The organism is Rickettsiella endosymbiont of Miltochrista miniata, assembly GCF_964031245.1.
GTDB lineage: Bacteria > Pseudomonadota > Gammaproteobacteria > Diplorickettsiales > Diplorickettsiaceae > Aquirickettsiella.
The window spans coordinates 410976-435008 of sequence record NZ_OZ035017.1; the positions used below are offsets into that span (position 1 = coordinate 410976).

Sequence of the window (24033 nt, forward strand, 5' to 3'; positions counted from 1 at the left end):
GGTGCAACTTTTGTACAAATAATAGACAATTAAATTAATATAAAATTTAGTTGTTAATTAAAATAAAAAGGTTGCTAGATGAAGTATAAACAACTTGATTTCAGAAAGCGGTGTCAAATTTATGGTTTATGGAAATCTGGTCATAATCAAACGGAGATAGCAAAAGAAGTAGGTGTCCATAAATCTTGCCGATCCAGTTTTATAATTGATCATCTGGACGAAGGAGCTTTTTCCACTAACATAATTTTCAATATCTTGAGGAAATATTTGTGCTAATGATTGTTTTACCAGTGAATAGGCTTGGGCGTAATCATCGTGCTCAAGCATGAAGTTTTTGAATAATAAATTGCGCTTGAGTTCAGGCGCACCTTCCTCAAATAAATGAATATTAAGTGTTCTTTTAGTTTTAGATTTCCAATAAAAACGACGTCCAGATATTCCGTATTCTCCCATACAAACATAGCCTAGCTTTTCAAATTCATGATTTAATGAATCTACTGAACTAATGTTTTTGACAATAGGAAGTACATCAACGATTGGCTTAGCATAAATATTGGGTATGGCTGTGCTACCTATATGATGAATTTGGATACAGTTTTCTTTTAGAATTGATTTAATTTCATTTGCAGCAACAGAAAATATATTTGCCCATTCGGGATTATATTTTGTTAGTTCGACGAGTTTAATTTTTTCGTTAGGATCAATCATATTTCGCTTATTATTTAATTCTGTGTTTAGTACTATTCTAATCAAAGATAAATTTAAAACCAACAAGGTAAATACAATGAAATCCAAACCCAAAAAGCTTGGTTTATTTATGCTAATTGCCCTAGTTTGTGGCAATATGATTGGCTCAGGCGTATTTTTATTACCTTCTAGCCTGGCTGCATTAGGCAGTATCAGTTTATGGTCTTGGGCAGTAACCGGATTTGGGGCACTTATTTTGGCGTTATTATTTGCTAAAATGAGTATTTTAGTACCATACAGTGGTGGGCCCTTTGCTTATGCATACGCTGCTTTCGGGGAATTTATTGGGTTCCAAACTGCATTTAATTATTGGTTAGCATTGTGGATTGGCAATGCGGCTATTGCTGTGGCCTTTGTCGGTTATCTTCAAGTGTTTTTTCCTATACTGCAATCCTCTTTGTATAGCTGTACTACTGCTATTGCCTTAGTATGGGGGCTTACTTTCTTTAACCTATTGGGCGCACACAAAGCTGGCGTTTTACAGTTAATCACTACCATTTTAAAGCTAGTGCCTCTATTAATTGTTGGGTTATTTGGCTGGTTTTATTTCCATCCTTCTTATCTCACAGACTATAAAAATCTAACCGAGCACTCAAATTTCTCAGTTATTTCAAGCGGGGCACTATTAACATTATGGGCATTTATCGGTTTAGAGTCAGCTACAGTCCCTGCTGGTGAAGTAGAAAATCCAAAAAGAAATATCCCTTTGGCAACTATCGTTGGCGTACTGCTAACAATCTTCATTTATATATCTTGCTCAATTGCTATTATGGGTATGATTAAAGCCAGTACATTACAATATTCAACCTCACCTTTTGCTGATGCTGCACAAATTCTCTTTGGTCCTTTAGGTAAGTCCTTGGTCGCCATTGGAGCCATCATTGCTTGCTTTGGAACATTGAATGGATGGATTTTGTTACAGGGACAAATTACTAAAGCAGCCGCTGATAGAGGACAATTCCCAGCTATTTTTGGCAAGATCAATCGTTTTAATAGTAACCATTGGGGTCAAATATTTACGTCAACATTAATTTCTGTATTATTACTAATGACTGCGAATAAAGGACTTATTAATCAATTCAATTTTACTATTTTGTTAGCATCCATATTATCCGCTGTACCTTATTTATACACTGCCCTAGCTACTATTATTACCATAAAACGCTCAAAAATAATGGTTAAAAACAGTAGTTTATATATAACCATTGCTCCCTTGGGTGCGCTCTACACGATATGGGCAATATTTAGCGCAGGCCAAGAAATTGTTTATTATTTAATGCTCTTACTAACGGCTAGTCCTTTACTTTATACGTGGTCTAAATCAGTAAAAAAACTAGATGCTAAAACTAAAAATTCAGTAAATTTAACAATAAACTCTACTGAATTTAGTGTTATAGAGGAGTTTTAAGGTTAGCAGTGAAAAAATATTTTTAAAATCATATGTCATTTTCTTGCTGCTTATTTTCTATCGGGGTTAGTCGATATAAAACATGTCGACAAAGAGGGCTGTCTGTTGGTAGCTTTGGGTGATCAAAATCGTCATGGGGATAATGATGCATATCGATCTTTTCCATTACCCGACGCGATCGTATATTATTTTCTGCGGTAAATGAAACAACTTCTTCTAACTTCAGTGTAGTAAAAGCAAAATCGACTACGGCTTTTGCTGCCTCGGTAGCATAACCCTTCCCCCAGAGTTGAGAATCTAATCGCCAGGCAATTTCAACCGCAGGCGTGAAATGCGCCTCAAATGAAGGAATCAACAACCCTACAAAACCAATAAATTTACTATTTGATTTTAATTCCACAGCGTACGCTGTAAAACCATATTTTTCATAATGATTAATAAAAAGTTGAATTAAAGTTTTTGTCGCTGCTCGATTTCCAACTTGAGGGAGAAATTCACAGACTAAAGGATCTTGATTAATTGCTGACATGGGATCAAGATCTTGTTCGTTCCAAGTTCTAAGTATTAAACGCTTTGTTTTTAAGATAATCATAACTTTTTTAATTGGGTCTAACTCAGCAGAGTAAGATTACAAATAAAGTCTATTCTTCAAATTTTTAATATTTCTGCACAATCGAGAAAGGGTTGCCAAACTTCTCCATTATCTTCAAATGACCACCACGCGGCTAGTGCTGCTTTAGAAAAAGCCCAACCCAAGATTCTTTGCCTATCAAATCCAGAAACTTCAATAAATTGGTCGAGTCGGTGTTTAATGGAAATTTTATTAACGTTTCCAGCTTCGGAAATACGAGGAAAAGGAATTTCATATTCTCGTTCGCCTATTACGCCCTTAGGATCAATGCTTAACCAACCGTGTTTATCTGACAATAATATATTAGCGTAATGCAAATCTCCGTGCAGTAAGACTAGCGGGCCCATAGAGGCTAATAATTCTTTGCTTATAGCTTGGGCTCGGTCAATCAGCCCCTTGGGGAAAGGACCTGTTTCACCTTGGAAGTACTGATAAAGACGATCAAATCCTTGAAACCAATTCGCTAAACTAGGAAATAAAGAAATTTCTTCTGCTTGAATTGTTTTATATAGCTTGTTCATCAAATCCACACTAATGATCGTATTTTGCATTTCATTAGAGGATTCTTCTAAGAACGTTCCAGGCGTTAACTTTTCCAATAACATAATGCCGGTATGATGATCTGAGCGAAGTATTTTTACGGCGCCTATCCCATTAAAATGCTGCAATGCGGCTATTTCATTAGTAAATTCTTTACTTGGAATGCTGCATTTTAAAACAGCTGGGCTTCCATTAGTTAAAGTAACCGCTGCACCAACATTAAAGCTGGCATTATTAAAAAAATCTTCTAATATAAATTGCCATTTTTTCTCATAAGAAGATAAAAAAGAGGGTAAAGCATCTAACCATTTTTTACCTTGTACACCGTGAATATTGATGAGATTTTTAATCAGTTCTTTTGGTAAGTTCATTTTATAAATTGGACTCATGAAGGGACTTCTTGTAGATTAATTCAATAGAGTAACATCAATCATATTTTCTTTATTTATTGTGCCATATTGTTCGTTTAGAACCTTTATTGCTTGTATTAACTATGATGACATTTTTCTATATAATTGAAATTTTTAGTAAATTTCTTGATCTAGAAGAGAGTTATGTTAGATAAAAATAAAGATTTATTTGAAAAAAAAATTATCAGTTAATACACAATGTCATAATTGCCTTGATGCAACTATAAAACATATTAGTCCATATTGTTTTAAATGTTTTGATAAAAAAACATACATGGATTTTAGAAATGAGAATGTCAATTATGCTTTTGAAGCAAAAAAATATTGGCAAATGATATATGACGAAAACGCTGTTTATCTGGATAAAAACTTTTCTACTGAATTTCCAGAAGCATTTTATAGCCGGATTTGGGAGCTGATTATACTTAAATATTTACACCGCTATAACAGCAAAGGGATCAAGTTAATAGTCCAAACAGGGAAGGGAAGTAAAACTGATTTTTGCTTTAAAATTGATGACAATCCTTTTTATGTAGAAAATATATGTGTTAATCCCTCAAAAAAACCACTTTATAATATAAAAAATATTAATGGTCTAAATTTTAAAATTAGTGTTTCAGAAAAACTTAGTGATAGTAATGCTTCTTATAAAGAAAGTCTTTCTTCAGCAATAAAGCTAAAAGGCATTACAAAGTTTAATTCAGGTTATAAGAAACATATTAGCCAAAATGGACTGGGTGGATTAATCTTATGTATTTCAATGGCTAAATTTGTTCTAAGTGAGCGTCCAGTAGATTGTGCAATGGCAGCATTGAGTTGTATATTCCCGATTTCAGAAATACCTCAAGTTTCAATTATCGCTGATAAAAACAACCGCCTAGGTATGCAAGAGCCTCATTATATTTATCAATCCTGTTTTACTAAGTCTAGTAATGCCGCGACAATAAAAACCGATTACTTTTTTAATAAACAATTTAATTATATTAGTGCAATAATAATATCACATTCTGACTGTACTTTTTTTCCTGATGTTGAAAATTATCAGCTTTTTAATTGGGAAGGTAGGAAGGGAGAAGCAAGAAACGATTTTTTATTAATACATAATCCATTTGCTAAGTTTCCTTTGCCAAAGGGTTTTTTTTCAGTTCAAGAAGAAGTAGAGTCGAAAATAGATGGTAATAATTGCAAAATTATAAAAAAATTTTTTAAAGATAAATAAATGTTAATCAATAAAATTCAGTATCGTTATATTGTTGCAGCAATTTATTCTTGTGTTTTATTCCTTGATAGACTTGATCTCACTATAGTGAATATTATTTTGCCAAGTTTGGCAGAATATTTTCATATACCTATCACTCAAACTGAATGGATCACCAATAGTTTTTTAATAGCACTACCTATCAGTATCCCTATAAGTGCTTGGTTGGGAGATAGATTTGGAATTAAAAAGGTTTTTATACTGGCTACTATTTTGTTTGCGCTCTCTTCATTATTGTGTGCCTATGCCCCAAATATTTATGCAATGATAGCGTTTAGATTTTTTCAAGGAATTGGAGGAGGAATTATCATTCCCGTAGGAATGACCATGGTTTATCGGGGTTTTGATCACTCAGAGTATGCGAGCATTACTAGTTTTATTTTTTTACCAACACTAATCGCTCCTGCTTTAGGGCCCGCTCTCGGTGGAGCTATAGTGCATTTTGTAAATTGGCAATGGGTTTTTATTTTTGTTGTTCCTATATGCTTTATTGCGGTCATAATGTCTTTTTATGTTTTGAAAGAACAAAAAATTGTAAATCCTAATAGCTTAGATTGGATTGGTTTTATTTTATCTTCATGCGCGCTGACTTTATTACTCTATTCTATTTCTTCCTTTGGTAAATATGGGGTTAATTTTAATAACATATTAATATTTTTTCTATCAGTAGTCATTATTTATACTTTTTTACGGTATGAGAAAAATATAAAAAATCCTCTTTTTGATATAAAATATTTTAAAAACGAATTGTTTGCGCAAGCAAATTTAATACAATTAGCCTTTCAAATTTGTCATTTTGGGTCAATTTTTCTAATAGGAATGTATTTTCAGATTGGTATAGGTATGTCCGCTCTTATGAGCGGTGTCATTATGGAAATGCAAGCATTAGGGGCTATGTGTACTAGCCGTTATTCAGTAAGACTATTTAACTCATATGGCCCGCAATTACCCATTACTATTGGCTGCTTGGGCGTGGCGGTGTGCACTATTTGCATTTTACTCATAAATTCAGTTGATTTGGCTTTATTTGGGTGCATTCTGCTTTTTGTAAGGGGTATTTTTAGTGGATTGTGTGGGACTCCCATCCAAACTATAAGTGTAATAGGGTTTCAAAAAGAGGATGTCAGTCGTGTGAGCGCGTTATTTAATGTAGGACGGCAAGTTTCAATTAGTTTAGGTGTAGCATTGTCATCATTATTTATTGGATATGGGTTTAACTTACATAATTTGCATTTAAATCAAACTACACTCAAAGTTGGTTCTTCACCATTTTATTATGCATTTACTTTAATTTTTATCGTCGCCCTTATTGGAATGACATTTTGTTCCAAACTTAATAGTAGAAGTAGAGAAAGTTCTAATAAAGTTTGGCTGGGTAACAAGCATTAAGTTATTTACCATGTATTGAAAAGCGATTTAAGCAACTTGCCTGCAATTATCCAACAAGTTAGTGTTGCGATAAGTATTAAGAAGTAGGCACTATTCATACCAAGTAAAAACGATTCTTTATAAATCGAAATAAGCTTGTTCACAACGTGAATAGGAAATAAGTTATTAATTTGCTTGCTTATTGCGGACAGGGAGTGAATATCAAGTAACTTTACTGTATTTATATTCATTAGCTTCCCGGCTTTTTTTATAAAAAAATATTTATTACTAATTTGAAAAACTGCTAATGTGATTGTCAATGAAAAAACAGCAAATATATTTAGAATAGTAGTAATAGCACCTGAAATTACACCTGCATCTTCAGAGTTTGATAATTGGGATAGAGCAATTGGAGTAGCAATTCCATTGCCAATACCCCATGCTAATCCAAATAATATAAAAGAAGGAAGTATAATCCATATCGGACCATTTTTATTAAAACCAAAAAACATGAGTAAGCTGATGATGTTTAACGCAAATATGACATGTACAGCCAGAGATTTACTTTTTTTATCGTAAAAATAGCCGGCTAATATGGGTGAAATAATTGTCATTAATGTCATACTGGACAAAACTAGACTTGCTATTTTGGGATCATAACCCACCACATCGTGGAGATAAATGGGCATTAGAAATAATACTGGCCAATGGAATGCGACCGATCCCACATAAATTAAGGTTGCTAATAGGAAACCAGCATTGCGGAATAGGTACAATGGTATAATTGGCAAGTTAGCTTTCCTTTCGCGACGATATAATAATAAAAAACTTGTTATACCAATTGTAAATGCACTAATAATTATCCATGATACCCATCCGTAAAATTCGCCTTCACTAAGAATAAAAACCAGTAAGCCTAAGACTAAGGCTAGCAATACACCCCCTTTCCAATCAACTTTAAATTTTTTTATAAGCTTTGATTCACTGAGTATAGGGATGCAAATCAATAAGCTTATGAAAATAATTGGAATATTAATATAAAAAATCCAGCGCCAATTTAAAGTACTATCAATAATTCCTCCTAAAAGTGGGCCGATTCCAATTCCTATACCAACCAAGCTACCATAAATACCTAAGGCTCGACCTTGCTCTTCTTTTGAGAACGCACTTGCTGTTAAAGCAGTTCCGCAAGGCAGTATTGCCGCACCAAATAAGCCCTGTAGCATACGCATTATAATTAATATATTTGCAGATGAAGCGGAGCCTGCGCCAAAAGATGCCAAGCTAAAAAGAATAAGACTAAAAATTAAAAATTTCTTTCTTCCATAGATATCGCCAAAACGGCCTAACACTACTATGAATGCGCAGAAACATAGGCCGAATCCTGCCATAATCCATTGTAATTGGTTTAAGCTAGCATTCAGCTTATGCTGAATATTTGGCAGCGATGAATTTACTATCGTTAAGTCAAGCCCTATAGTGACTCCAGCCATCCCGGTACCGAACAGTATTAACCATTTTTTCCTTAAATTTGATTTTGAAAGGTTTGAAAGTGTTATGGTTTCATTCATTGAGTAAATACCTATAAAATAGTTAATTAAAGTAGAAATTAAAATTCTCGTCTTTAGGGGGTAAAATAAATAATGAAAAATTCTATTGGGTTTATTATCCAAAACGAAGAATTACTTTTGTTGAGGAAAAATAATGAATTACCTTTTGATGAAGAAATCAAACCGTTAGCTTCTCATTTTTTAAGGCGCTTTGAATTAGGTGCGCTGAATAACTTCGATTATTTCTGCGCCGAAATTGATCAAGGAATAGTTATTCCAGAAGCCTTTAAGGGCTTATTGTTACGTCCTGCATTATCATTATTAAATGATAGTGTTTATCGCATAGCAGTTAAGGCTTACTCCGTCATTCGTTGGGATAAAAACCACCAATTCTGTAGCTGTTGTGGCGGCCGCATTGTACATAAAGGTCCGGGATTTGAACGTTCATGTATGTTTTGTCACTTGAGTTTCTTCCCACGTATATCCCCATCTATCATTGTGTTAATTAAAAAAGCAGATCATTTGCTTATGGCAAGAAGCCCACATTTTTTACCTGGTGTTTATGGTTTGATTGCAGGATTTGTTGATGTAGGAGAAAGTATCGAGGAAGCTGTACATCGGGAGGTAAAAGAAGAGGTTGGGATAAAAATTAAAAACTTAAACTATTTTGGGTCACAACAATGGCCTTTTCCTGATTCGTTAATGATAGCATTCACGGCAGATTATTGTAGTGGAGATATTACTATCAATCCTGATGAAATTGAAGAAGCGGGCTGGTACAAATATGATAATCTACCCGGTAGACCGCAGACTTCCGTAAGTATTGCAACGAAATTAATTGATAGTTTTATTAATGCATACTGATATTTTTATTGATAAATAATTAATCAAAAAATGTAGGTAAAATTTACAATTGTGATTCAACTCAAGTGACTTGAGTTGTAAATAACTATTTGATTTTTCTATTAAAATCCATATTTATTTTTTTAATACTAATATTTAACTTTACTGATAATTATTTAGTCAAAATCTGTGTGAATATCAGGATTTAAAAAATGCTCATACAACCTCAAAATTTGGTTTGGTATTACCCTATGTAAGGAAAGATCGGGAAGGGAATCTATTCTATACCAATCAATATCACTTGTTTCATGATTTGTTTTAGCCATTCCTCCGACGATATTGCAAATAAACATCGCTTTGTATGCATGAGGAATTTGTGGTGGATGACCATGTTTATGTTTATCCCATAAGGCGGCTAACTTTGAAACTTTAACTATATAACCGGTTTCCTCAAGCGTTTCTCTTATAATAGCTTCACCAGGAGATTCATTAACATCAACCCATCCCCCAGGCAGTGTCCATAATCCATCTGCAATTTCTCGAACTAATAAAATTTTATCGTTATTAAAAATTGCAGCTCTAACATCCAGTTTAGGAGTTAGGTACCCTTGGTCATTTGAAAAAATATCAAGAATTTTTTCTTGTGAGAAATTTGAATGATTGCTTATGATGTCTGCAGCAATGTTTTGAAGTTGCTGATATCGTTCCTTATCATAAGGGTTATTGCAAAATGTTAAGCCGTTCTGTGAAATCGATTTAATCTGTTCCGCTATCCGTAACCAGTCATATTCCTGATTCATGGTTATTATCCTTATTATGGTTATATAAAAAAATCTTTCGATTGTAACGATCGCCACCATTAATAATGTTGTTTTTTCAATTAATTATGGTTTAGTGCGTGACTTTTAATCTCTCTATTTTGAAAAATGATTATGGGAAATGTTTTTAGGTTCAATAACAATATGCATTCCCATAGCGGAAAGAATTTCACTAGTATTTTTAAAGTAAGGATTGCCTTTAGGAGAAAGTGTTTTATATAAGCTAGTTCGGCTTTTGTGCGCTTTATTTGCTAATGTGTTAACGCCACCTTGCGCCTTGACAACATTAGACAAGGCTAACAAAAAAACTTTGATGTCACCTTCGCTCAAAGCAGCATTTAAATAACCGGCGGCTTCTTCAGGCTTCTTGAGAGACTCAATTAAATATTCTTGGTAATCAATCTTTTTTTTCATACGCTACTCAGTTAAGTAATCATTTAAGTAACTCATCGCTTTATTTATATCTTTTTTTTGCGTCGATTTATTACCACCTGATAGAAGAAGGATAATTTTACTATCTTCCATATAAAAATATATTCTATACCCAGCTCCGAATGTTAACCTTAGCTCGAAAATATCTTTATTAATTTGTTTATAATCACCCAAATTACCTAAAGCAACACGATCTAACCGTTCTTTTACACGGAACTTAACGGGTGGATCGAGGGTTTCTAACCAATTTATAAACGGGCTTTGACCATTGCTTTCAACATAAACTTCTATTTGTTTTTTTAAAGCTATTTGCATTGTTATTGTATCCTTAAAGAGACTTATTGGCAATAGTTACGAAAACAGAACATGAGTGTGGCTTCAATTATAAAAAATGTAGTTTAGATATATCATATTCCAGTCTACTCGTTTGATAGTCATTGATAATTAATGCCTCAAAAATGAAACAGTGAGCGAAATTGCTAGGTACTTTATAGCAAAATAACCTCGCTTTTTTCTGGCATAAATGTGAGGTAATGCCGACAATTTTTTACCAATCCTAGTTAAAATTGGAAAGATATTTATTTTACGGGCTAAAAATCTCTCTGAAATAATAGGTTGGTATTTAAAAAAGTTGGCCTTATCCTCGTGATAGTGCCAGCAATGTTAAAAAATCAGGCTATGGTAGATACATTTAGATTATGATATGCACAATTAAATGAAAAACTAAAAGTCTAATACGTATATATTATGCTCAATTTGTAATATTTTGAATTAAAAAAAAACTAAGCAACTTCTTTCATTTGTCTTAAATATTTTACAATATCTTTATCTTTTAGTATTTTTTTTCTGAGCGTATCCAGTTTTCCGGGTATCGATTTTCTTTTTGCTACCGATCTAGCTAAATCAGTTGCAAAATAATGATTAGGGTCATCTCTGGCGATGCTTAGAGCACAATCTAGTGATTCTTTCCACCTTTGGTTAGCTTTTTCTTTTTTTCGTTTGCTTGCAACTTGAGCAAATTTTTTGTTTTTCTCACGTGTTTTTCTACCTATTTCAATATCCTGATGTGTTGGGTTGATAAGTTGCTCTTGATCATCCTTAGCAAAGGATTTACCTTTTAATTCTTCGATATCTGATTTAAGAAAGTAGACATCATCAGGAGTTATTTGTTGTCCTGGTTTTAATATAAAACTCTTTTCTGTAATTCCCTGGCATATATCTGCTAAAGAAAGCTGTACCGGAACAACTAGAGAAGAACTTCCAAGCTTAGCATGAATAATTTCTGACTTACACAGTATTTTAGTTGGAGAATCACCACGAAGGGGGAAAATGGAGGCCTCAAAATAATTGCGTATAGGTTCTTTTTTATGCAGTCGTTCTAGGCCTTCAAAAAAATATATATAGGAGGGCTCAGTATCATCAAGTGAAGAAAAAGAACCGTTAGAATCTTTTTTTATTTCAAATGAACTTGTTTTGCAATAAAAACCTATATTATTCGTAAAGCATTTTGCTAATAGATTATTTTGGCTATATCTTAAGAAATTTAAGGCTTCTTTTAAAGAGTATATCTCTACAGGAAAAATACCGCGGGTTGCTTTTCGAGCATCAAGTTTATAGTGATGGTAAAAAATAAGCCTTTTTATTTTTGAGGAAACATTTAAGGATTTCTCTGCCATTATGTATTTCTTTGTTGAGTCGCAAAAAAAAGCATTTCTAACTAGAGCTATCCATTGAAAAGGTGTTAAAGAATGGTTAATAGACTTCTGCTTTAAGAGTGATTTAAGAAGTCTCTGGTTTGCTTCATAATAAGATTCAACTCCTTCTATTTTTAAATCTTTAAAATTTGGTAGCCAATTTTTATATTTATTTAAATTTTCAGATGGCTTTAAATTCAATATATAAGTATTTCTATATTTTCTTATGTGATATTTTTCTTCATTAATTTCTTGAATTTCATTAATTTCTTGAATTTTTAGCTTAGATAATACTTCTTCTATATGAAAAATTACACATAAAGTTAAAAATTCATCCAAATTCCATTTCGGCTCTTTTCCTTCTTTAGATTCAAGCTTGTTGTGTAAAGCATCGTGGATGTAGTGTTTAAACTCTAGAAATAACAACTCTTGGTAATTGTCTAAATTAGAAACTGAAACTTTAATTCTAATTTTTTCTAAAAGCTCTTGAATCCAAGTATAGTTTAGTTCTAATTGCATTAACTTACTCCAAATATCTTCTTATTCATATTCGTCACTGCTTTGCTCGTATGAGCTTCGAATAAATGTGCATAGCGTTTTTATCATCCGCAAAGCTTTACGGGCCTTCCGAAACTTCTGACAAAGACGAAGCTTGTTGAAGCGAATTGAGTAATACCTAAGTGTTTTAAAGCTCTGTCCGTGAGAACGAATAATATTCTTTTGATTCTCATATCTAAAAATTATCTTGTCAAGATATCCACTTGTGGCACCTGATTCCATATGCTTTCCTTTTAAGTTAAAACGAGATGTTATTATTTTAAACCTTCTGCAGCCAGCGCGGCCTGTACAGCTGGGCGTTTTGCAATGCGCTCGAAATAAGCCATTAAGTGTTTATATTTATTCATATCGAACTTCATAACAAATCCCCAACGCAAAATAGTGAACAGATAAGCATCGGCGATCGTGAAATGATTTCCTTGTAGGTATTCGTCTTGTTTTAGAGCTTCATCTAAATATTTGAATTGTGCTTCCAGTTTTTCTCGTAGAATTGTCTTATATTCCTCTGGCGTTTTTGGGTGGAACAGCGGACTGAAGCTTTTATGCAGTTCGGAAGTGATATAGGCAAGCCATGTAATGGTTTGATAGCGTGACAAGTTACCGACAGGTTCAATCAGATTGGAGTTCGGTGCTTTGTCTGCTAGATATAATACGATAGCTACACCTTCGGTTAGCAAATTACCATCGTCCAATAAGAGTGCAGGCACTTGTCCTTTCGGATTGATGGTCAGATAATCTTTTCCGGATTCAGTCTTCTTTTTCGCTAAATCGACTTTTTCTAACGTAAAATCTTGTCCTGTTTCACGTAACACGATGTGGGGGGATAGCGAACAAGCGCCGGGACTATAGAATAGCTTCATTTTTAGCTCCTTTAAATAACGAATTAGATAGCCTTGACAAAAAAATTGACAAAGTACTCAATCAATAAACCCAGTATCTCTTTTTTATTGCTGTAACTTAATAATTGTTGGGGGAGAACTCAAGGTTTTCCATGGCATTTCGCCGGTCAAAACTTTAGCGCTTAACTCCAAACTGTCTTTACCGGCAAGACCGGGATACAGTTTATTCATCGATGCAATGATAGGTTTACTACTATGCGGAGATTGCTGCAAAAATTGATTAAAATGTTGGATATAGTCTCGAGTAAACTTGAGCGATGTCGGTGAAAAATTAGGATGTTGATTCTTCGTTAAAAAATGACCGGGTATGACGCTTTTAGGTGATAATTTTTGCATCTCCTCGAGTTTATTGATCCAGGCTTGTCTCGATTGTGCACTTTGATTATCGGCTAACCAAACATGCATGCCGTTAGATACTAACACGCCACCGAGTATGGTTTTTATCGATGGAATCCAAAGGTAAGTATGATCAGGATCGTATTTTAATCCTTGTATATAAATTTTATTGCCTTCAAGTGCTAGATAATTTTCTTGGATAGGTTCAGGGGTTATTAGTTTTTTTGGTTTTTCTTTTAGTTTGCTTGCCCATACGGCTAGTTTGTCATTCTTGCTGGCATTAATTAAATAGGCGGTTTGTGGAGTGGATAAAATTTTAGCGTCAGGAAAATTTTCTGCTAAAGTTTCTAAGCCAAAATAATAATCAGGATCACTATGGCTGATATAGATCGTGCTAAGTTTTCTCCCCGATTTTTTTATTAATGCGACTAGTTTTTCGGCATCATTTTTTTGGAACTGGGCGTCAACCAGGATGGCTTCTTTATTGCCTAAAATCAATGTCGAAGAAACTGGAAATAAAGAAGCGCTTCCTGGGTTATAGACTTCAAGCGTTAGTTTGCTTGGTTCAGCAAAGCTTAATGTGGAATATAGGATTAAAAGCGAAAAAAAAGTACTCAGTATTTTCAAATTCATAGAACCAACCCCTCTATTTTCTGAATAGCTTCAGTCTACAAAGGATTACAAAAAAAGTCCAAGTTCCATTTTTTTACTATAAAAAATACTCGAGTATATAAAATGATACAAAAAATTAGCGTATAATAGTTAATCTAATAACAAAGGAGAGTGTCTATGAACGAACGAAATGCATTATATTTACTATCATTTTTGTGTGCCTTGTTGAGAAAATATTATGTAAATAATTGTTTACATGTTGAGCCTCAATTAAGGAATGAGTTAGCTGGAATCATGACATCGCCCATGTACAATAAGGAACGCGATCGCGAATTTATCGGGAGCAGGATAACAAGAAATCCGTGGTTTATCATTGACACGTGTATATCCATGTCGCTTTTAATGGTTTCAGCCGCCTTATTTTTTAGAGCACTCAATATGGGCAGGCATGTTGCACCCGTCGTGCGCATTGAAGAACAAAACAGACCTCAAGATCCTGTTGCGCCTGCGCAACAAAACGTAGCTGCTCAGGTCCAGGAAAACCCAGCTGCATTTTTTCAGCCTTCTGCGGGTTCTTCCAATGCGGACACTGCTAATGCCGCTTCTCCTGCAAATGATCATGAGCAGCAAACAAGTGGTAAAAAAAATAGATAATTATATTTATATTGGATAATTTAATTGGTTCTTTATTTTATAAATAAATAACATATAACGTTTATACATATAAATTTGATATATGGAGATTTCCTGTGAGAGAATCATCTTGACGACGATGGATATTCCTTAGCACTGGATGGCTTAGCTATCCATCGCAACTTTTCTTTCACTTTAAAAAACTATGTCCAGTGCTTATCGATGTATTATTTCGCATACTTATCTTATCCCCTACCTATCATCGGCAGTGCATGCGGGATTTCCTTCGCCGGCAGATGATTTTTTAGAGGGGCATCTCGATCTGAATGAGTATCTTATTCATCACCCTGCAGCCACTTACTACGTGCGGGTTAAAGGCGAATCAATGATTAATGCCGGTATTCACGACGGTGATCTATTAATTGTCGACCGTAGCTTGGAGCCGCGTGATAATAAAGTGGTGATCGCGGTAGTCGATGGACAGTTAACCGTAAAACGACTTAAAAAATTAAAGAATCAACAGTTTGTTTTGATAGCGGAAAATCCAGATTTTCCGGCGATAGCAGTAAATGAAGAGAATAATGTCAGTATCTGGGGAATTGTTACCAATGTTATTCACGCGGTGTAAGGTTGTCTTACTTTGCGTTGGCGGATTGTAATAATTTTTATGTTTCTTGCGAACGTGTGTTTAATCCGGCCTTAGAAAAGCAAGCTATTATTATTTTATCGAACAATGATGGTTGTATTATTTCTCGCTCTAATGAAGCCAAAGCATTAGGTATTCCCATGGGCGCGCCGGTTTTTAAGTATCGCGATCTGATACGACGCGGGCAAATTAAATGTTTTTCTTCAAATTACGCGCTTTATGGCGATATGTCACAACGTGTTATGAATTCATTACGGCGCTTGTGTCCGGATATGGAAGTGTATTCAATTGACGAGGCTTTTTTTAAGCTGGATCATTTTTCATACTATGATTTAACGGCTTATTTAATGGATATCCGCCAAAAAGTAAAGCAGTGGACCGGTATTCCGATTTCAATCGGTTTGGCACCTAGCAAAACTTTAGCTAAAGTAGCGAATTTTTATGCCAAGCGGGTTATTAAAGTGGGTGTTTGTGATTTACGTAGCGCGCCATTACGCGATTCGTTATTAAAGACGCTGCCTATAGAAGAAGTTTGGGGAATTGGACGTAAACTGACTGAAAAACTCCAGCATTATTCGATAAAAACCGCTTTTGATTTACAACAAGCTAATCCGAAAATCATGCGTCGACGTTTTAGTGTGGTAGTTGAACGTATTATTCTCGAATTAAATGGGATTTCTTGTCTGAGTTTAGAAAGTGTAGCGCCAAAAAAACAGATTATGTGCTCGCGTTCTTTTGGCAGACCTGTGACCGAGCTGCACGATTTAAGCAGTGCACTGAGTCGCTATACCGCGCGTGCCGCGTATAAATTAAGGGAACAAGACTGTAAAACGCAAGCCATTTATGTGTTTATTACTACTAATAAACATAAAGCCAGCGATCGACAATATATGAAGGGTTTAACATGCTCTTTAGTGACGGCAACGAATGATACGCGTGTATTAATTACCGCGGCACAGCAGGTTTTAAAACAATTGTATAAAACCGGATTTAATTATAAAAAAGCCGGAATTTTATTAATGGACATTATACCGAGTCACCAACAAACCAATGATCTATTTATTCAACCGATCTCACAGCGCTCAGTTACATTAATGAAAATATTGGATGAGACAAATCAGATCTTCGGTTCGCACACACTTTTTTTTGCTGCGGAAGGTGGTGCACAAGCCTCTTGGACGATGCGTGCTGGACATCGTTCGCCACGTTACACCACACATTGGCAAGAAATTGTTAACGTCATGGCATAACGCGCAACGCTGGTTTTCTGCGCTTAATTTATTTTTTATTTTTTTAAAGATCTAGTCAATGCTTAAAATATAAATTATACTTTTTAATCGTCGTCAGCTAAGGCTGAAGTATCTCTCTTAAAGGAATAAGAATATGAAACCACATATTATTTTTGTTGGATTTCGCGCCGATATTATTGACTCGGTTGATTGGAAAAAAAATAAGGTCAGTATTATTGTACATGAGTTCATCGTCGATCAACTTGATGAATCGATGCGTGCTAAATTAGCCGGTATTGGTGTGCTCAAGGTTCCGCATTCCAATAATTTAGAAGAAGCCTATACCGATGCTATGCCAGAAATTGAAAAGTGCGCGGAAGAATTAATCGCGCAACACGGCCCAGCGAAGGCGTTTATTGCTTTATATGAACACTCCACGTTGCCTGCTGCATTATGTCGAGAAAAATTTTCTGTTCCTGGTACGTCGGTGGCCACAGCGACGTTATGTCGCGATAAGGTTAAAATGAAACAAAGCTTAATGGACTCGGGCATACGTTATCCGTTATTTAGAGCCGTTAACAGTCAAACTAGCTGGGCAGAAATTAAAGAATTCACGCGGCATGTACCAGGAAAAATGGTATTAAAGCCAAGAGCGCAGGCCGCCAGTGAAGGAATATTTATTTTTGATGATGAATCTGACTTATTCCAACATATTGCTGAGCATGGATTACAGGATCGGTATCAGCTTGAAGAGTTTATTGAAGGTCAGTTATGTCTTTTTGATGGTATTGTGCGCGATAAAAAATTGATGTTTTTTAGTTTATCAAAATACACGACGACTTGTTTTGAGTACATCCATCAACGTAAACCCATCGCTACAATTACTACCGATGATGTGCAACTAAGCCGTACAGCGAGTCAATTCACTAGCGCTATCTTAGAAAAAGTCGGTTTGGAAAATGGGACATTTAATTGCGAAGCTTTTCTTTTACCGAATAATGAGTGGGTGTTTCTGGAAATAGCGAATCGTTATGGTGGTGCGGGGGTGGCGCCATTGATGAAGCAAATGTATGGCGTGGATCTGATTAAAGAAAGCATATTAGCGGATATGCAAGAACCTTCAGAAATAGAAAATCCTATTAATGTGTCAGATTGCAATTTTTCTTCGGCTTGGATGTATTTTCCTGTACCGAAAGCAGGACCTTGTAAGGTTACAGAGGTGACAGGTTTAGATCAATTGCCTGACAGCATTGTCTCGGCGGATACGGTGCGACCCGGACAAGGTTTAAATCAAGCAGCGGGTGCGTTTCTGTATGCGGGGCGATTTTTTGTTAAAGCAGAAACTTCTGCGCAAGTAAAAAAGGATTGCGCGGAGATTGCTAAAAATTATCGTGTTAATGTGGCTAGCCTTTAGTAAAAGTGGGTTTAAATTCTTCTAGTCAAGCGTAATGTTATCAATTATACTCCTAGGCCAAATTTTTCTAATGGAAAATATTTAAACAACATGGAAATGTAGAAGTTTCGCAAATTAAATTACAGGCGAATAATGTAAAAAGATCACTGTCATGGCGAGCGAATGTAATGAGCGTGGCCATCCATGGATTGCCGCGCACCTACGGTGCTCGCAATGACGATTGATATTTTACGCGCTCGCAATGACGAGTGAGTCATTATCTGAAAAGGTTGAGTTTCTGGGTTTTATTCGCGAAACTCCTATAATTTTCACATTGCATCTAAGGAAAGATAAAATGTCTCATGCTATAAGTCATGTCATTAAGGAAGTGCTGGTCAAAGAATTGATGGTCAATGTGCCCGTCGATAAGATTAATGACGAGGATAGTTTTCAATCGGTATTAGGTTTAGATTCCTTATCATTTGCTGAATTACGTTATCAATGTGAATCGCTTTTTAACATTGATATAGCGGATGAATATTTTGTACCGGATTATTTTAACAATCTAAAAAATCTGGTTTCTCTCATTGTTAAATTGCAAGTCGAACAAACTAGCACAGTGTCATGATGTCGATTATGCTAGAACGGCTCAATGCAGCGAATGCTTTACATATGGATCATTATGGCGGGCATCGTTTACCTTATGGCTGTATTAAAGCCCAAGGTATTTATAAAACATTTGTACACTTAAAAAATCCACATCAACAGTTTGAGGTGATGGATATTAGTGGCGGTTATGCGAGCGCTTGTCTGGGTGCGAATAATCCGCATTTTTGGCAGCATTTACAAGCTAAGTTATCACAATGCAGTGCGGTTACCGATGAATTGTTAAGCCTAGAACGTGCAGAATTTTTGCAACAGCAATTTGGAATGCATGGATTATGGACTGATCATTTTCCGTATGGTGAATATCATGTCAGCGGCCGTAATTCTGGATCAGAAGGGATAGAGCTTGCGCTGAGATTGTTACTGGAAAGTTTGCTGGATAAAAGACGACAAACCAAACACCCGCAGAAAATAAACAAAAAAATCATACTGGCTTTTGAAGGTGCTTGGCATGGTTGGACAGCGGGGATTATTCCATTGTTAAACCGGCGTTATTATACGCATGGTTTTCCTAGTTTAGAGTCGCAAGGATCTTTTGGCATAGAAGTGAAGTTTTTACCTTTTGGCGATCCGGCATTGTTAGAAGGTTTTTTTAAAGAATTTGGTAAAGACTTAGCGGGTGTTGTGGTTGAACCGATTCAAGGCGATGCGGGGATTTTAGTTCCCCCAGCACATTATTTACGGCGATTAGCTGATTTATGCCAACATTATCAGGCTTTATTAATCGCTGATGAAGTGCTGACGTTTGCTAAGACCGGTCAATTTTTTGCGATGGTTGATGAAATGGGGCCTATTAGTACGGATATCACTATCATCGGTAAAAGTTTAGGTATGGGATTAATGCCGATTTCGTTAGTGATTGCTAAGAAATCATTAAACGTTCGGGCGTGTGGTGCTGTGGCTACCAATGATTTGCGTGATTTTTCTTGCGCTGTGATGAGCGCGGGTTTACAAGTCATTAACGATCAAAAATTAATTCAACATTCAAAAACGCATGGTCAATTACTGCAACAGACATTGCAAATTCAACTAGTGGAAGCTTTTCCAGATATTTACAAGGAATGTCGGGGTGTAGCGCATTTATTTGGTGTGGAATTAACCGAATATGCAGCACAAAAATTATTATTGTTCAGAGAAAACATGATACATCATGGTATTTATCTAGAATTTATGGCCGGTGCTGGAAAAAGATCGCATGGACTACGTTATATTTTCCCGACTATGCGTATTGCGCCGGCTTTGATTATGGATGACGCACAGTTAACTGAAATGCTTGAGCGATTAATCAAGGCAAGTGTTGCATTTCGATTGTTAATGCAAAAAAATAAAAAAAGCGAAAAAGGGGAAATGCATGCTTTACACTGATACACGATGTATAGAACATATCGATACCGATGCATCAGGTGTGGTTCATTTTTCTCGTTATGCTATCTTTTTTGAAACTATTTTTCTTAATTTTATTCGTAAACATAGTCATCAATTGATGGATGAAAATCTTATTCATAGTTTACGTGTGGCGCAGTTGCAAATGAACTTTATAGCCCCGTCTGTATTTGCTGAAGTGCTACGAATAGATATGTTGTTAGTAAAAATGCGACAGGTTACGTTTGAGTTAGGTTTCATAGTATATGCGGGTAATGCCGAATTGCAGCGCAATAAAGCCCAAATGACATTTTGTTATGTGGATAAAAATAATAAACCAGCGCGGATTCCTGAATTCATATTAAAAATATTGGGAGAAGTGGATGTCTGTCCTGCTTGAACAGCAAAAAAAAGGATTAGGTTTTAGTGAAATAAAAAAATGGCTGCGCCATAAACATCCTATGATCTATTTAGATCGTGTCATTGACTATAATCCAGGTGTTTATTTAACGGCAATACTCGCAATTTCCGGGAATATGGATTGTATGGCTGGGCATTTTCCAGAACGCGCAATATTTCCAGGTACGCATTTACTACAAAGTTTTAGTCAGGCTGGAATATTGTTATTTCAGTTGAGTACGCGATTATTACAAGAGGATGAAGTAACCGTAGTAGGCGCGATTAATGGACGTTTTTTTGCGCCTATCGTGCCGGGTGATCAAGTTAACATACATTTATCGGTTGAAAAGCTCTATCAGGATATTATTTTCTTTAACGGCGAAGCATTAGTGCATGGAAAACGAGTTGCCGCAATGAAAGCAAATATTAAACGTGTTGCTGTGACGCAATTTACGGAGGTTGCATGGTAGCTGAGCCGATACCTATTATTGGGCGAGCTTGGTCAACTGCATTAGGTAATGATATTAATGACGTTTGGGAAGCGCTCTGTGCTGGCCGAACTGGAATCACTGAATGCGCTACAGCGGTATCGTTAAAAAATAATTTAGCGGCAAGTATCCAGGATCTAAATCGATCGCTGAGTGAACGTTTTTTTCAATTAGCGAAAAAAACGTTAGCTGCCAGCATACAATCTATTGATCTAAGCCTTTATAAGCACGTTGCACTAATTGTGGGAACTAGTTTTGGTGCGCGTCTGGATGATCCAAGCGTAGCAGAAGCTGACTTAGATGCTTGGGGACAACAACTGGCAGAAGTATTTGACATCAAACAAGTCATCACACTTTCTACCGCTTGTTCTTCCGGCTCGGATGTCGTCTATTTAGCGGGCATGCTGATTGCCGCGGGTGAATATGATCTGTGTATTTGTGGTGGCGTTGATATTTTAACCGATGCAAAACGTTTAGCGCACACCGCATTAGGCACTTTATCATCAGGAGATCTAAAACCTTTTGATGAGGCTCGTACAGGTACAGTGCTAGGAGAGGGCGCCGGTTTTTTAGTGTTGGCAAAAGCAAATATTAAGCAGCGAAATATTTATGCCTATTATTGTGGCGGCGGCAGCGCCAATGATGGTGCCGGACTCACTGCACCGGATGCTAAAGCGATAGGAGCGATCTACGCCATGCAACGTGCCTGTCGTGAAAGTGGTATTTCACCCGATGATATTGGAATTATTAATGCGCATGGTTCTGGCACAAGACTGAATGATCAAATTGAATTAGAGGCTTATCGCCATGTATTTCAACATCAGCCGATTATTTTCGCGACTAAAGGTGCATTCGGACATAGTTTAGGCGCTACCGGGAGTATCGAATTAATTGCACTGATCGAGTCATTGCGACGCCAACAAGTTCCACCGATTACGGGCTTAGATAATCCCATCAAAGATTTTTTTACTCCGGTATTGAAGCAAAAAACCAGCATTAATGCGCGTTATGGCATGAGTTTAACGCTAGGTTTTGGTGGCTTTGATACTAGCATAATCATTAAGGCCGCTTGAATGCAGCAATCCTATCGAATAAGAAAGATTATTATAGAACGAGCAACTCGAGAAGATTTTCCCGCGTCATTAATTCAACATATTCGTTATATTGATCCAGTCATTTGGCCTAGTTTATTGGGTGTCTATGAGTTGCTGCAATTGAGGGATCAAAGATTTAATGGCGATGATGTCGCTGTTATTCTTTGCGGTAAAAGCTATCCCAAACAAGCCTCGGAGCAGGTGTTAAAAAGTTTGTTAACCAGCAGGCGTGTTTCTCCGTTTCATTTTACTGCAGCGAATGCTGCAGCTAGCATTTCCATGATTTGTGCCACTTTTCATTTTCATGGTCCCACACTCAATTTGTGTATGCCAGTGCAAACTGTTTTACCAACCATAGAAGTGATTATTCAGCATTGGCTTAGCCAAGACTTAAAAACAATTTTTGTGATTAAACAGGATTATGAAAGTCATGCTGAAGTCGAACATATTTTTGTTGAGGATGAAAGGATTGAAAATGCATTCAGCGATGTGAATAGGAATAGCGATAATGAAAGTTTCTGATCGGAATGTTAGTAACTTAGAAAACATCACGCATCAAAAATCCAATCATCGACAGGAAATTAATAATTTTTGGTTTACTCTAAAAATAATACCTAAAGGAGCTGGTATATTAGTTTCTTTAGCTAACTCAGTGGACTTACTTTATCATGTTTTAGCGATATTAGATGCGGGTTTTGTTCCTATTTTAGCAGCTCCGGGATTGCCGCAGTTACGCCTATTAGATTTACAAATAAGGTTTGGTTTCCATGGTTTTATACAAGGTGCCTTACAAATCGCGGCTGTACCTTATCAGGAACGTTTTGATATCGGTGGTCAGGCTTTTTATTTATGTTCGCAACAAGAAAAAGCCCATTTAAATCCAGGAGAAATAATATTAACCACGTCGGGCACTTCTGGATTTACTAGCGGGTGTGTGTTTGATGTTGAATCACTCTGGCGTAATGCTAAGAAGCATGTCGATGCGATTCAGTTGACTGTTAGAGATACTGTTTTAGTTAATTTACCGCTGTATTATTCCTATGCATTTGTCGCACAAGCATTAGCAGCATTAACGGTTGGCGCTAGATTGTTGATTACAGGCCCTCCATTTAATGAAAGCTTTTTTATTAAGATCCTGCAGGAAAAACAGATTACGGTCATCAGTATCACACCTTTGTTAGCACGTCGATTACTTAAAGCAAACTATACTTTACCGAGTTCTTTAAGAGCGGTAACCATAGGGGGAGATTGTTTTACTAAAGATGAAATTATCCAGTTTCTTCGATTAAATCCTCATCAAGAATGTTATGTTACCTATGGTTTAACAGAAGCAGGCCCACGTGTCGCGACGTTAGCGGCGCATTCCGAATCATCTACAAAGTTTGCTTCAGTGGGACGTGTACTTCCGCAGATAGAAACCCATTTACAACTTAAAGCCGAGGGCTTTGAGTTGTATTTAAAAACAGACACTTGTCTTAAGCAGCGACTTGGATCGTCAGAAAAACCAACTTTTCATCACTTAGCATCGGGACGTTGGTTGCAAACCGGTGATTGCTTTCAGATCGATGATGATGGTTATTTATTTTTTCAAGGCAGATGCGCTAATTTTTTTATTATTCATGGTGAAAAAGTAAATTTAGCTGCAGTTAAACAAGTTGTTTTAGCTTTTCCAAATGTTATTAATGTAAACACGAAATTAATTCAAGAAAATAATAATATTTTGGGTTATGAACTGTATGTGGTTATGAATTATGAGCAATACGCGCACGCACAGCTTTCGACTTATTTAAAACAATATCTCTATCGCTATGAGCAACCTTTGAATATACATATTGAATCGGTCGATTCAGAAGAATTGTTTTTACATAAATAATTTTTTAACTTTTTTTAAATCAATTAGGGGTGTTGACATCTTTAGATCCTAATTTTTTAGTGTTTTTTCTTTACAATTTTTTATCTATTCAATTCAATTTTTCAACACGCTCATTAAAGTGATTCAGTCATATTGAAATGTTTTTT

25 protein-coding genes are annotated in these 24033 nt (G+C 35.8%); 15 read left to right on the forward strand and 10 right to left on the reverse strand.

The annotated features are described in order from the left end of the window. Positions 1-126: 126 nt before the first annotated feature. The gene (locus AAHH40_RS01845) at positions 127-708 is read right to left on the reverse strand and encodes a GrpB family protein (protein ID WP_342220427.1); all 582 of its coding nucleotides are present in this window, start codon (positions 706-708) and stop codon (positions 127-129) included. Between the two features lie 76 nt (positions 709-784). Between AAHH40_RS01845 and AAHH40_RS01850 the strand changes: the two genes are divergently transcribed. After that, positions 785-2155, forward strand: coding sequence for an amino acid permease (locus AAHH40_RS01850; protein WP_342220428.1), 1371 nt, complete (start codon positions 785-787; stop codon positions 2153-2155). Positions 2156-2183: 28 nt separating this feature from the next. On the opposite strand, the gene AAHH40_RS01855 is transcribed toward AAHH40_RS01850, so the two are convergent. Then, positions 2184-2747 carry a GNAT family N-acetyltransferase gene (locus AAHH40_RS01855; protein ID WP_342220429.1) on the reverse strand — a complete coding sequence of 188 codons (564 nt, stop codon included), beginning with the start codon at positions 2745-2747 and terminating at the stop codon, positions 2184-2186. A 56-nt stretch (positions 2748-2803) separates the two neighbouring features. Beyond that, positions 2804-3715, reverse strand: a complete 912-nt coding sequence (locus AAHH40_RS01860) for an aminoglycoside phosphotransferase family protein (RefSeq protein WP_342220430.1) — start codon at positions 3713-3715, stop codon at positions 2804-2806. A 190-nt stretch (positions 3716-3905) separates the two neighbouring features. Here AAHH40_RS01860 and AAHH40_RS01865 point away from each other — a divergent pair, with 190 nt between their 5' ends. Next, on the forward strand, positions 3906-4955 hold the full coding sequence (locus AAHH40_RS01865; RefSeq protein WP_342220431.1) for a hypothetical protein: 1050 nt from the start codon (positions 3906-3908) through the stop codon (positions 4953-4955). Continuing rightward, a complete protein-coding gene (locus tag AAHH40_RS01870) occupies positions 4956-6383 on the forward strand; it encodes a DHA2 family efflux MFS transporter permease subunit (RefSeq protein WP_342220432.1) in 1428 nt (475 codons plus the stop codon). Positions 6384-6388: 5 nt separating this feature from the next. On the opposite strand, the gene AAHH40_RS01875 is transcribed toward AAHH40_RS01870, so the two are convergent. Further along, the gene (locus AAHH40_RS01875) at positions 6389-7933 is read right to left on the reverse strand and encodes an MFS transporter (protein ID WP_342220433.1); all 1545 of its coding nucleotides are present in this window, start codon (positions 7931-7933) and stop codon (positions 6389-6391) included. Between the two features lie 72 nt (positions 7934-8005). On the opposite strand from AAHH40_RS01875, the gene nudC reads away from it, so the two are divergent. Further along, on the forward strand, positions 8006-8776 hold the full coding sequence (nudC, locus tag AAHH40_RS01880; protein ID WP_342220434.1) for an NAD(+) diphosphatase: 771 nt from the start codon (positions 8006-8008) through the stop codon (positions 8774-8776). Between the two features lie 155 nt (positions 8777-8931). Here nudC and AAHH40_RS01885 read toward each other — a convergent pair whose 3' ends face one another. The 6 genes from AAHH40_RS01885 to AAHH40_RS01910 form a co-directional block, all read right to left on the reverse strand. Then, entirely contained in the window at positions 8932-9555 is a 624-nt protein-coding gene (locus tag AAHH40_RS01885; RefSeq protein WP_342220435.1) for an NUDIX hydrolase, read from the reverse strand. Between the two features lie 114 nt (positions 9556-9669). After that, positions 9670-9987, reverse strand: coding sequence for an addiction module antidote protein (locus tag AAHH40_RS01890; RefSeq protein ID WP_342220436.1), 318 nt, complete (start codon positions 9985-9987; stop codon positions 9670-9672). 3 nt (positions 9988-9990) lie between these two features. Then, positions 9991-10320 (reverse strand): type II toxin-antitoxin system RelE/ParE family toxin, encoded by a 330-nt coding sequence (locus tag AAHH40_RS01895; protein ID WP_342220437.1) that lies wholly within the window; start codon positions 10318-10320, stop codon positions 9991-9993. 467 nt (positions 10321-10787) lie between these two features. Next, positions 10788-12218, reverse strand: coding sequence for a hypothetical protein (locus AAHH40_RS01900; protein WP_342220438.1), 1431 nt, complete (start codon positions 12216-12218; stop codon positions 10788-10790). A 293-nt stretch (positions 12219-12511) separates the two neighbouring features. After that, complete coding sequence (gene gstA / locus AAHH40_RS01905) at positions 12512-13117, reverse strand: glutathione transferase GstA (protein WP_342220439.1); 606 nt, start codon at positions 13115-13117, stop codon at positions 12512-12514. A gap of 84 nt (positions 13118-13201) precedes the next feature. Then, on the reverse strand, positions 13202-14125 hold the full coding sequence (locus AAHH40_RS01910; RefSeq protein WP_342220440.1) for an MBL fold metallo-hydrolase: 924 nt from the start codon (positions 14123-14125) through the stop codon (positions 13202-13204). 156 nt (positions 14126-14281) lie between these two features. On the opposite strand from AAHH40_RS01910, the gene AAHH40_RS01915 reads away from it, so the two are divergent. From AAHH40_RS01915 to AAHH40_RS01965, 11 genes are all read left to right on the forward strand, one after another. After that, the gene (locus tag AAHH40_RS01915; RefSeq protein WP_342220441.1) at positions 14282-14758 is read left to right on the forward strand and encodes a hypothetical protein; all 477 of its coding nucleotides are present in this window, start codon (positions 14282-14284) and stop codon (positions 14756-14758) included. 184 nt (positions 14759-14942) lie between these two features. Then, on the forward strand, positions 14943-15365 hold the full coding sequence (locus tag AAHH40_RS01920; protein WP_342220442.1) for a translesion error-prone DNA polymerase V autoproteolytic subunit: 423 nt from the start codon (positions 14943-14945) through the stop codon (positions 15363-15365). Positions 15366-15367: 2 nt separating this feature from the next. Then, complete coding sequence (locus AAHH40_RS01925; RefSeq protein ID WP_342220443.1) at positions 15368-16633, forward strand: Y-family DNA polymerase; 1266 nt, start codon at positions 15368-15370, stop codon at positions 16631-16633. A gap of 133 nt (positions 16634-16766) precedes the next feature. Beyond that, positions 16767-18026 (forward strand): ATP-grasp domain-containing protein, encoded by a 1260-nt coding sequence (locus tag AAHH40_RS01930; RefSeq protein ID WP_342220444.1) that lies wholly within the window; start codon positions 16767-16769, stop codon positions 18024-18026. A gap of 334 nt (positions 18027-18360) precedes the next feature. Further along, positions 18361-18633 (forward strand): acyl carrier protein, encoded by a 273-nt coding sequence (locus tag AAHH40_RS01935; RefSeq protein ID WP_342220445.1) that lies wholly within the window; start codon positions 18361-18363, stop codon positions 18631-18633. Beyond that, on the forward strand, positions 18630-20036 hold the full coding sequence (locus tag AAHH40_RS01940; protein WP_342220446.1) for an aminotransferase class III-fold pyridoxal phosphate-dependent enzyme: 1407 nt from the start codon (positions 18630-18632) through the stop codon (positions 20034-20036). Before AAHH40_RS01935 ends, AAHH40_RS01940 begins: the two co-directional genes overlap by 4 nt. Beyond that, a complete protein-coding gene (locus tag AAHH40_RS01945) occupies positions 20023-20433 on the forward strand; it encodes an acyl-CoA thioesterase (RefSeq protein WP_342220447.1) in 411 nt (136 codons plus the stop codon). The genes AAHH40_RS01940 and AAHH40_RS01945 overlap by 14 nt, the downstream gene beginning before the upstream one ends. Beyond that, positions 20417-20902: a hypothetical protein gene (locus AAHH40_RS01950; RefSeq protein WP_342220448.1), complete on the forward strand. Its 486-nt coding sequence runs from the start codon at positions 20417-20419 to the stop codon at positions 20900-20902. Before AAHH40_RS01945 ends, AAHH40_RS01950 begins: the two co-directional genes overlap by 17 nt. After that, positions 20896-21993 carry a beta-ketoacyl synthase N-terminal-like domain-containing protein gene (locus AAHH40_RS01955; protein ID WP_342220449.1) on the forward strand — a complete coding sequence of 366 codons (1098 nt, stop codon included), beginning with the start codon at positions 20896-20898 and terminating at the stop codon, positions 21991-21993. Before AAHH40_RS01950 ends, AAHH40_RS01955 begins: the two co-directional genes overlap by 7 nt. Continuing rightward, complete coding sequence (locus tag AAHH40_RS01960) at positions 21994-22536, forward strand: hypothetical protein (protein ID WP_342220450.1); 543 nt, start codon at positions 21994-21996, stop codon at positions 22534-22536. After that, positions 22523-23887 carry an AMP-binding protein gene (locus AAHH40_RS01965; RefSeq protein ID WP_342220451.1) on the forward strand — a complete coding sequence of 455 codons (1365 nt, stop codon included), beginning with the start codon at positions 22523-22525 and terminating at the stop codon, positions 23885-23887. The genes AAHH40_RS01960 and AAHH40_RS01965 overlap by 14 nt, the downstream gene beginning before the upstream one ends. The last annotated feature ends 146 nt before the right edge of the window (positions 23888-24033 follow it).